16 protein-coding genes are annotated in these 9,107 nt (G+C 43.0%); 5 read left to right on the forward strand and 11 right to left on the reverse strand.

Annotated features, from left to right (window positions below):
- Positions 1–66: 66 nt before the first annotated feature.
- Together C4S61_RS17580 and C4S61_RS17585 are read left to right on the forward strand one after the other, a co-directional pair.
- Positions 67–456, forward strand: coding sequence for a DUF302 domain-containing protein (locus C4S61_RS17580; RefSeq protein WP_103926111.1), 390 nt, complete (start codon positions 67–69; stop codon positions 454–456).
- Positions 457–633: 177 nt separating this feature from the next.
- Positions 634–1,164, forward strand: coding sequence for an HPP family protein (locus C4S61_RS17585; protein ID WP_235010079.1), 531 nt, complete (start codon positions 634–636; stop codon positions 1,162–1,164).
- Here C4S61_RS17585 and C4S61_RS17590 read toward each other — a convergent pair.
- From C4S61_RS17590 to C4S61_RS17625, 9 genes are all read right to left on the reverse strand, one after another.
- Entirely contained in the window at positions 1,161–1,634 is a 474-nt protein-coding gene (locus tag C4S61_RS17590; protein ID WP_103926112.1) for a hemerythrin domain-containing protein, read from the reverse strand. The two genes, C4S61_RS17585 and C4S61_RS17590, sit on opposite strands and share 4 nt — an antisense overlap.
- Before the next feature lie 22 nt (positions 1,635–1,656).
- Complete coding sequence (locus C4S61_RS22520) at positions 1,657–1,779, reverse strand: globin family protein (RefSeq protein WP_262495027.1); 123 nt, start codon at positions 1,777–1,779, stop codon at positions 1,657–1,659.
- A gap of 21 nt (positions 1,780–1,800) precedes the next feature.
- The gene (locus C4S61_RS22370; RefSeq protein ID WP_235010081.1) at positions 1,801–2,049 is read right to left on the reverse strand and encodes a group III truncated hemoglobin; all 249 of its coding nucleotides are present in this window, start codon (positions 2,047–2,049) and stop codon (positions 1,801–1,803) included.
- Positions 2,049–2,471 carry a cytochrome C gene (locus C4S61_RS17600; RefSeq protein WP_103926113.1) on the reverse strand — a complete coding sequence of 141 codons (423 nt, stop codon included), beginning with the start codon at positions 2,469–2,471 and terminating at the stop codon, positions 2,049–2,051. The genes C4S61_RS22370 and C4S61_RS17600 overlap by 1 nt, the downstream gene beginning before the upstream one ends.
- On the reverse strand, positions 2,468–2,740 hold the full coding sequence (locus C4S61_RS17605; protein ID WP_103926114.1) for a hypothetical protein: 273 nt from the start codon (positions 2,738–2,740) through the stop codon (positions 2,468–2,470). Before C4S61_RS17605 ends, C4S61_RS17600 begins: the two co-directional genes overlap by 4 nt.
- Complete coding sequence (locus C4S61_RS17610; protein WP_103926115.1) at positions 2,737–2,973, reverse strand: hexameric tyrosine-coordinated heme protein; 237 nt, start codon at positions 2,971–2,973, stop codon at positions 2,737–2,739. The genes C4S61_RS17605 and C4S61_RS17610 overlap by 4 nt, the downstream gene beginning before the upstream one ends.
- A 10-nt stretch (positions 2,974–2,983) precedes the next feature.
- A complete protein-coding gene (locus tag C4S61_RS17615) occupies positions 2,984–3,982 on the reverse strand; it encodes a cbb3-type cytochrome c oxidase subunit II (protein ID WP_103926116.1) in 999 nt (332 codons plus the stop codon).
- Positions 3,983–3,993: 11 nt separating this feature from the next.
- Positions 3,994–5,799, reverse strand: a complete 1,806-nt coding sequence (locus tag C4S61_RS17620; protein ID WP_103926117.1) for a cbb3-type cytochrome c oxidase subunit I — start codon at positions 5,797–5,799, stop codon at positions 3,994–3,996.
- 85 nt (positions 5,800–5,884) lie between these two features.
- The gene (locus C4S61_RS17625; RefSeq protein ID WP_103926118.1) at positions 5,885–6,319 is read right to left on the reverse strand and encodes an RrF2 family transcriptional regulator; all 435 of its coding nucleotides are present in this window, start codon (positions 6,317–6,319) and stop codon (positions 5,885–5,887) included.
- A gap of 316 nt (positions 6,320–6,635) precedes the next feature.
- On the opposite strand from C4S61_RS17625, the gene C4S61_RS17635 reads away from it, so the two are divergent.
- From C4S61_RS17635 to C4S61_RS17645, 3 genes are all read left to right on the forward strand, one after another.
- Positions 6,636–6,959, forward strand: coding sequence for a transposase (locus C4S61_RS17635; RefSeq protein WP_262495028.1), 324 nt, complete (start codon positions 6,636–6,638; stop codon positions 6,957–6,959).
- 183 nt (positions 6,960–7,142) lie between these two features.
- Positions 7,143–7,361, forward strand: coding sequence for a hypothetical protein (locus C4S61_RS17640; protein WP_103926120.1), 219 nt, complete (start codon positions 7,143–7,145; stop codon positions 7,359–7,361).
- 44 nt (positions 7,362–7,405) lie between these two features.
- Positions 7,406–8,044: an SH3 domain-containing protein gene (locus C4S61_RS17645; protein ID WP_103926121.1), complete on the forward strand. Its 639-nt coding sequence runs from the start codon at positions 7,406–7,408 to the stop codon at positions 8,042–8,044.
- Here the strand turns inward: C4S61_RS17645 and C4S61_RS17650 are convergent.
- Both C4S61_RS17650 and C4S61_RS17655 read right to left on the reverse strand, forming a co-directional pair.
- A complete protein-coding gene (locus C4S61_RS17650) occupies positions 8,041–8,301 on the reverse strand; it encodes a hypothetical protein (RefSeq protein WP_103926122.1) in 261 nt (86 codons plus the stop codon). The genes C4S61_RS17645 and C4S61_RS17650 overlap by 4 nt on opposite strands.
- 644 nt (positions 8,302–8,945) lie before the next feature.
- Positions 8,946–9,107, reverse strand: a 162-nt coding sequence (locus tag C4S61_RS17655; protein WP_200820613.1) for a transposase, incomplete at its 5' end; no start/stop codon positions are given.

Here is a 9,107-nt window from a genome sequence, read left to right on the forward strand (position 1 = left end):
TCTGTGTGACTTAGGTTACGGTAAATAGGTCATTTTCTATTCAACTTAATACTACTTAATCTGAACATGGAAGCAACGCTGGAAAATCATTGGGAAACCGTCTATCAGACCAAAGACACCACCAAAGTCGAAGCAGGGTTAAAAGAAGAGGGTTTCGGTATTCTAACCGAAATCGACATTCAGGCCACCATGAAAAAAAAGCTGGACAAAGACTATCCGCCCTTTCTGATATTGGGTGCCTGCAATCCGGTTTTTGCGGACAAAGTGCTGATTGAAGAACCTCACGTAAGCACACTTTTGCCCTGCAATGTGACCATCCGAAGTCTCGGAGGAGAAGACTACGAAGTAGCGATCATGGATCCGGCTGCCGCAATGTCGGTGGTGCAAAATCCAGCCATCGAGTCACTAGCCGGAGAAGTACGGGGCAAGCTGATGAGTATGCTGGAGGGGCTTTGATTTCTAAAAGTCTTGGAAGATAGAAGGTATTAGGAGGTGGGACTTTTGGCTAGACTTATCTCTTGTTATTTTTGGGACTTGTTCCTAACCTATGCCAACTCAAAAAATAAAAAGGGGACTAAGAAAAGCCCGCCTGATTGCCTATCGTGAAACTTCGCACGATCCAATTGATAACCTATGGGCTTTCGTGGGTTCTTTTTTAGGATTGAGTACCATTGGATTGATGCAGAATGTCTTTATGCAATTGAAAATCTTGATGCTCTTTTTCTGATTGGAGCCTTTGGGGCAAGTGCGGTTTTACTGTTTGGCATGACCAATAGTCCTACTTCACAACCAAGTAAGTTAATTTTTGGAAGTCTAATTTCTGCATTTATTGGTGTATCGGCTTACAAACAATTTTCCAGTACAGAATACATCTGGATTTCTCCAGCTTTGGCAGTTTCCTTGTCCATTTTGGCAATGCAATACACCAAAACTCTCCAACCTCTGGGCGGGGCCATTGCCTTGATCGCCAATATTGGCTCGGAAGAAGTGAGGCAAATGGATTATTTCTATGTGATCAACCCGGTGTTGACGGGTATTCTGACTCTTTTTCTTGCTTCGGTTTTGATCAACAACCTCTCAAAAAATCGCCTCTATCCCTACTGGGATGTTAATATCCGGGAGTTGAGCTATTGGGATAAAATTCAGTTTTGGAAGCGGCGTTAAGTGCCTTTTATCCAAAACTGATCATTCAAATTCTCCACAAATTTTTCCCGCTCCGCATGTGCTGCTATACCCTCTAATTGTTTTGATCCGGCTTTTTCCTGAATGACAGGAAAAAGAACCCGCTCCTCAAACCGGATGTGTTTTTCAAGTTCTTCTTCGATGAGGCCCAGCGTTTTTTCGGGATTTTCCCAAGATGAAAAGAGCTTTCTTAGACGCTTATGCTCACTTAAGGCCTGCTTGATCATTGGATCTTCCTCTGGCAGGATGAGAAAGATGAGTTTTTCTTCCTCATCGAAGTGGGTCTGTAGATGATTTCCCCAAAACCATTCGCAGTAGTCTTTTATCCGTTCGGGGCCAACACCAAACTTAAATCCCTGTCGGATTTTCCAACAGAGCAAAAGCCCGTGGTGATGATCGTGGCTGAGGTGATGGAGGGCTGGGTGGCGCTTGAGGGGAGCTTTCTTTTCCATGGTCGTGTAGGGTTGAATTTGATTACAAAATGGGATCTACGGTGGAAGTTCGGTAATAATTGATTTTGAGATGAAACATTCCAGCCATTCGTTCCCCTTGCCATTTGGCACGCTCGGCCTTTTCTCCTGAGAAATTTTCATCCACAGTTTTGAAGAAAAGCCGAACCTAGCGTTTGAAATGAGCTTTTTCCACCGGTAAATGGGCATGAGGGACAAATGGGCTTCCCTGATAGGTGTGTTGGTCGAGAAGGACCGTTTGCCAAAATCGGTACATTTTCTCCAAGTGCTCCGGCCATCGTTCTTGAATGACATCTTCGAAGATGTCTTTCAAAAGAGCGTCCTTTCGGACTTTTCCATAAAATGTATCCCCTAAAACCCGGATATCGCTCAGGTCGAGTATGTCTGATTTGTTCATTAGAAAAAGGATTGGTAATGGTCTGGTTTCCAGTACATGATAAAGTAAAAGAGCGCAAATCCCACAAAGGAGATCAAGGTAGCCCATACCCAGGCAGGGATTCCTTTAGGAGTCTCCGAACCTCGAATGAGGAAGAAGTCATTGCGTTCACTCCCGTAGGAATTGATAGTTACCGGAACTTGGTCGGTTACTACCTCCCCATCCTGAAGTCCTACTACGGCGATCGAGGGGCCGTTTCTGACTTCAAAGGAAACGGTTTTAAGACCTTCTTTGCCTGAAGTAGATTGGGCAACAATCCGTAATTGATGCTTGCCGTCGGGAATCTTGGTGCTATCGAGGACAAACTTGACCGGAGGATTGAATTCTGCAAAGGGTACCGGATCCTCATCGAGAAATACCCTGATTTTTCGATTGTCGTTCATAGTTCTGGACTGGATTTGAGAATCATGTTTTTGATATGTTCGGGGCTTCTTTCTCCGGGTTTCATGAGGAATTTGACACTATAAATGAGGGTCAAAAGCACCACGAGTACGGCGCCTCCTATAATATAATATTCGGAATCAGCCTGCGGTCCAGTACCATGATTGATGTCCTGGAGCAATTCGGGCTGATTTCTTTTGCAAACATCACACGGGAATGCCTGAATGACAGATGCGAAGAAGACCAAAAGCAATAGACGCCACTTTTTCATGATTTCCAGTAATTGTTTGCCATGGCAATTGTTTGGAATTCGATGGCGATAACCTGTGCCGAGGCGATCAGTTGCGCGGTGTCTTGGGCGTAGTCGACGCGGAGCTTTTTGCGGATTTCGGGGTCGGTCTGGATGGCGACGATGGATTTTCGGGCAAGTTTGATGGCCAGATTTCGTCCTTCCTGTGGAGTCGCAATGATAAGGGATTCGAGGTAGATTTCGGAAGATTGCATGGAATATCGATTATTGGTTAAGGATAAATTTTCGGATTTCGGCGACTTGCCTAGGAGTGACGTCAGGAGCCTGATTACCCCAACTTTGGCGTTCATGAGTAGCAATAGCGGAGATTTCTTCATCGGTGAGGAGATCGGCAAATCCCGGCATGACACCAAACTCCGGGCGAGCATCGTAACCGGACAAGATGATCTGAACCAGGATATTGGGATCGGGATCATTGACGATTTTGCTGCCTACCAGTGGAGGAAATGCCCCTGCAATTCCCTCACCGTTTGGCTGATGACAGGCAGAACAGGTTTCGGTGTAGAGCTGAAGCCCATCCAGTCCCAAATTAGTGTTTCCGATTGGGTATTCTGATTTCCTTCTGGTCGAAGGAATGAAATCAGGACTCAAGTCCTCTCCCAAATTTGTTTGGACGAGTGACTGGAGGTAAGCCACCAGTTCTAAAGCTTCTTTTTTAGCTACCAACTTGTGATCGGGTTTTTTCAAAAGCTCCCCGGGAACAGGTACGATAACGTCTTTTTGGGTGACCATGGCAGGTGACTTTTCTTCAAAAAGCCAAGGATAGCTTGGCATTACAGACTCTTTGACTACAATTCGTGGATTGAATAGGTGAAGAAGATGCCATTCTTTTCCGGGTTGTCTTTTTCCTACTTCGGTCAGGTCTGGGCCTGTTCTTTCACTGCCGAGCAGGGATGGAGACTGCCGCCAAAGGTCCTGTCGCTGCTTACTGTAATAATAATCTGATGCCAAGGAAGGCCGCTGACCCCACACGTGATCCATTTCGATATTTCTCACTTGTTGGGTATGACAGGCCATGCAATTTTCAGAGACATAGACTTGTAGACCTTTGAGTTCCTCCGAGCTCATTTCCTTCATTCCCGGCAGAGGTTGGACCTTCTGAAGTTGGAGTGCAGGAAATACCGCAATGACCGTACTTAGTATTGCAAATCCCAAAAATGAAGTGATGACGAGGAGTTTATGATTTTTATGAAAGTCAAACATGATTTGCAGAGTTAAGCGTGAACAGAAGAAATTGCTGGAGAGGTGTGCGATTTGGTAATTTTTTCACATCGGTTCATTTGGAGGAAGTTGTAACCAAATACCAAATGCGAGACAAACATCAGCGATCCACCTATCGCTCTCCATACCCAATAAGGCTGCATCAAAATGACTGAATTGATAAAGGATTCTCCCTCAATCCAGCTTAATCCTCGGAAGGTTCCTCCGGCCATCAGGGAAATCATATAGGCAAAAAGTCCCACAAATGCCAGCCAAAAGTGAATTCCTACGCCTAGGCCGGATGGTTCTTTACCGGTGACTTTTGGCATGATGGCGTAAATACAAGCCCAAAGAATAAAAGTGATGATGCCATACATGGTCATGTGGGAGTGGGCCACATTGAAATCCGTGAAATGCCAAATGAAGTTGGTCAACCGGAAAGCCTGCAGACTACCTTGAGTGGATCCGACAAAATAGAATACTATCCCAACCAAAAAGAAGGGAAGCACATAACTTTTGGAAATTGCACTCCAACTCCCCTTCATGGTCATTAAGAAATTGGTGGTCCCTGAAAGAACGGGGATAAACATCCCTGCGCTAAATACAATGGCTACCGTCTGAAGCCACCAAGGTAGTGGACTGAAAACAAAGTGATGCGTACCGATCAGCGTATAGAAAAGCATTTGAGTCCAGAAAGCCAGGACCCCTAGAGAATAAGAATAGATCGGCTTATTAAGAGAGGTGGGCAGATAGTAATAAATCAATCCCAGAGTGAAGGTCATAAACCACATCCCTACTCCCTGATGCATGTAGTAGCCTTGAATAACCGTTTCCCCAAGCCCGTCTTGAAAGGTGGGGATATAACCTAACACCACGAGTGTGATCGTCCAGATCAATCCTCCCAGCAAGTACCAGTTCGAAATATAGATTTCGGAGATTTTGCGATTGGCGACTGTTTTATAAAAGTTGTAAAAGGTCAGGATTAAGCCTGCTGCGAACAATAAAGCAACAGGCCAAATATATTCCCGGTATTCGCCTCCGCCGTTATTCACTCCGTTCATTAGAAGTAGATTACCCAGAACTACTGTCAGGTTCATTAAGTACCAAGCTGTCTTTGCAAGGGAATAAGAATAAATCCGGGTATTGGAAGTGCGGGACATAACAAAGTAACCCAGTCCCACCATAGCCATAGAAGCCCAGCCCCAAAATACCGTATTAGTGTGAACAGGCCGAAGTCGTCCAAAGGAAAGCCAGGAACTTTGATCCATTTCCGGCCAGATGAATTTCATACCCACGTACTGCCCGACCAAAGTGCCAAAGACCAGCCAGAACACAGCAGCTCCGAGGTACCACACCATCAGATTTCTCAAGGGCTCGGGAGTTTCCAGTCGCAGTGTTTCCTGCTTTTTTTCATCCACTAGTGGGTTTTCGGGATCCTGAGTGACTTTGGCAATCAATCCCCGCTGATCTCCCGAAATTTCCCTTCCTGAAAGTTCAGTTCCTGTAAGCCTATATTTTTTTGCGGCTTTTCGTTTTTCCAAGACCCAATCCAAATCCTCTTCTTCCCAATTGACCAGTTGGGATTTGAGTTCCTCTTTTTCACGCTTTTCAGAATGGTTTTGTAATCCTTGAATAAAAGCCGAAAGCCGGGATCCGATAATCAAGATGGCGACAAATGAGACGACGGCGATTAACAATGCAGTGCCGATGATACCGGGACTCGACCACCATTGATTGATCTCGGGGTTGGGTACTGTCTGGGCAAATGTCTCTCGGAATGGAAAGAATAAAACCAAGGTAGAAAGGATAGTGCGCTTCATAATAGAGGGTACTTGTAATTAATTCTTCATTGTTAGAGAACTTATTTGCGATAAAATTATCGGAAATAGGCTCAAAAAAAGGGAACTAACGGATCAGAATAGTTTTTCCTGTTTTGATTCCATTGGCGAGTTCCAAAAGACTAGTCGTTTCCAAGGCTTTTTTCAATTCTGAGCGGATTTTCACAAACTTTGAGTGCATAGGGCAGGGCTCCAGTGCATTACATTCGGCCAATCCCAATCCACATCCACGAAAGATGGAGTCACCGTCTATGACCGAAACAATTTGAATAACTTTGATTGATTCCATTTTTGCAGGCTGGATAGCGAAGCCCCCATAGGGACCTTTCAGGGATTCGATCAGGCCATTTTTAACCAAGTCGCTGAGGATTTTTGCGGTAAAGGCCTCCGGCGAACCAACCTTTTCCACGATATCACCGATTTTCACCCGGTCACCTTTCAGCGACTGCGTAGCTACATAGATCATGGCTTTGATACCGTACTCGCAAGCTTTTGAAAACATAAAAGGAAATGATGATGGACAAAAATATAATAAAAATTATTTCAGACAAATTTATCGGAAATAAAAAGTAGAATTATACCGCAATCAGTTTCAATATTTATTGATCTCAAATTACCGTCGTCCGGGAAGATAATTTCACCAAACAATTCAATCTTCGAATAGTACCAAAATGAAAGATGGGAAGCTTTTTGGAGCTGTCCCTTCTTTTTTCTATTGTTGTTTAGACTAAGAAATAACAAAATAAAGCAAAGCAAGCATATTTTTTTGTCTTGGAATCCGATTATTGCCCAGCTTTTAAGACTGATCCACAATAGTCCTGCTATATAAAAACAGATGGGTCATTGAAGTGCTTTTCAAGCAAATCAAGCAGAATTTTGAGTTGAAATACTTTTTGTCAGACAGTGAAAACGGAATCAAAGTCCAGCTATGGGTGGCCCTGATCCTAAATCTGCTGTTCACGGTGCTTCATAAACGGGTTAAGGAAGCCGAGGACTTTTCCACCATGGTGATGGTGGCGGCGAAAAATCTATGCTCTTATGTCAGCCTTGAAAAGTTTCTGCTTCACACAGAGGCCTATTTTAAAAGTATATTTCAAAAGGATCTTAAAAATGTACAAACAGAATTGTTCTTCTCTGGATAGGGGGTGCTTTTTGAAAAGAATAAAAAAAGCCATCCAAAATTAATCTGAAGCACTTTTTCTGTACTTTGTGGAATTAGTCGGACGACAGTAAATAAAATTGATTAAAAAAAGGAATCGGATCAGGGCCGTTTTTCTTGTTTTGGCAAAAATTGAATAAGTTACGGTATCAACTACTTTTCAATTATGCCACGTCCTGCCAATCCCAATAGCAAGTATTCCCAGCGTAAAGCTCGGAGAGAATTCCAGGAGCGCTATGCCAATATGACTCCTGAAGAAAAAGCCAAGATTGATAATCCTACGACCTTGATCATGGTTGGGATTTTAGTGGCTGTATTCTTCTTTGCCTTTCTTTTTGGAGGAGAAAACGGATTGTCCTGCGCCGCTAAGTGGGCTACTAGATAAGTCTCACGGGTTTTTTATAATCAATTTTAAAATTATCTTCTCTGATGAAACACTTGATTTTTACACTACTGGTCTTTTCTGCTTTGCAGCTTCAGGCACAGGAAATTTCAAAGGAAAACCTTCCTGATTCAGTCACAATCAACTTTAATGATGCCCCGATAAGGTCTACTCCAGATAATTTAAGTGGCGCTATTTTTAGAGTAAAGTACGGTACCAAAGCCCCTTTATTGGATATCGTGAATGACCATCTAAAGGTTAGAATCAATAACCAGATAGGATATGTGAGCCAAGCATTTGTCGATAAAACTCCTCCTTTGAAGGAATATTTTGATCAATACAAAGCCTACAAAAGCGAACAGCAAAGGCTATCAAGAGTTCGTGAAGAGGAAATTCGCGATTCTACCTATCAAGAAAACCTGAAACTTCAGGATGCCAAGTTAAAAGCTACACGAGAGGCCCGAAAAAGTGAAATGATCAAAAAATATGGTCCCACAAATGGTGACAAAATTCTAAGAGGTGTAATTTGGATTGGAATGACTGAAGCGATGCTGCTGGACAGCTGGGGAAGCCCAGATGAAATAAACCGAACTGTCACGGCAAATCTGGTTTCCAAACAATACGTATACCCAAATTACCAATATGTATATGTTGAAAACGGCAAAGTCACAGCCTTCCAAGACTAATTTTTCAGCTTAATAACAGCATTCGGTAGTTCCCGGACACAAAGTCCAAGATCGACCATCCGACCTTCATCCAGAAACCTTATCGCTAGCAAAACCAGTTCTTTTAATCTTCTACCCTTGGCTAGTCTATCATACGGTAGCTTCTGATTCGTCCAGGTGATCTTTAGGATCTTAGCCCTGATCCGCGCCTCCAGCACCACCAGCTCCGCCCTTAGCGCGGCTCTTTCTTCATTTGTTAAATTTATTGGCAAATTCATGTCTATATTTTAGACACCATGAATTGAATTGCAATAAATATTTTCAGAAAAAAAATGTAATTGTTCCACGTTTTGAATTCAAAATGATCTATTTTTATATAGTCGTTTTAGGAGTAATCCAAAGCGACAGACATATTTGACCCCAAAGGGCCATGTTTCCGATCAAAGGAGGCGTGGCCCTTTTTGCGTTTGTGCCAATTTGAAAACTTACCAACTATAAACCAGCATGGATCCAATAACCCTAACTTCAGTCATTCTTAATTCGTTAAGAATCTTTCAAATTTTCTTCCTAAGCAAAAGAGAAAAAGTAGTTCCTACGTCACAGACAATTACAATACATAAAATTGAAATTATTATTCATACAAATAAATGATGGATGAGGTTCTCGGTTTTTCCCGTTGTTCAGAATTCTCAATCCGACAACTGCTTAATATCCATGAAAAAAAGGCTGTCTCAAAATTTCATTTTAAAATTTGAATAGCCGAATTTACGCAATGGAGGTCGATTTTCAGTTTTTGGTCTCCATTTTTTTTGACTTTCAGTCAGCGTAAAGTTTAGTGATTTTTCGGCTGATTTTTAGCGAATTGGGATTATTGGGGGGAGAAAAATGTCCGCTAAGGCTGAAAAAGTAGAGCGAGGAGGTTTTACCCGGCCTTTTTGGCCAGGTTGTGAGCGATGGCTAACAGGCCTGTTTCTATTTCGACCTTTTCTTTGCCTCTGAGCAGGAACCTGCCCATTCTTTTGTTGTATTTGAGATGGCCGAAGACGGGCTCTACGTCGGTAGCCCGCTGTTTTCTTTTTAGTAT

The sequence above is a fragment of the Algoriphagus boritolerans DSM 17298 = JCM 18970 genome (assembly GCF_900108085.1).
In the GTDB taxonomy this organism is placed as follows: Bacteria; Bacteroidota; Bacteroidia; order Cytophagales; family Cyclobacteriaceae; genus Algoriphagus; species Algoriphagus boritolerans.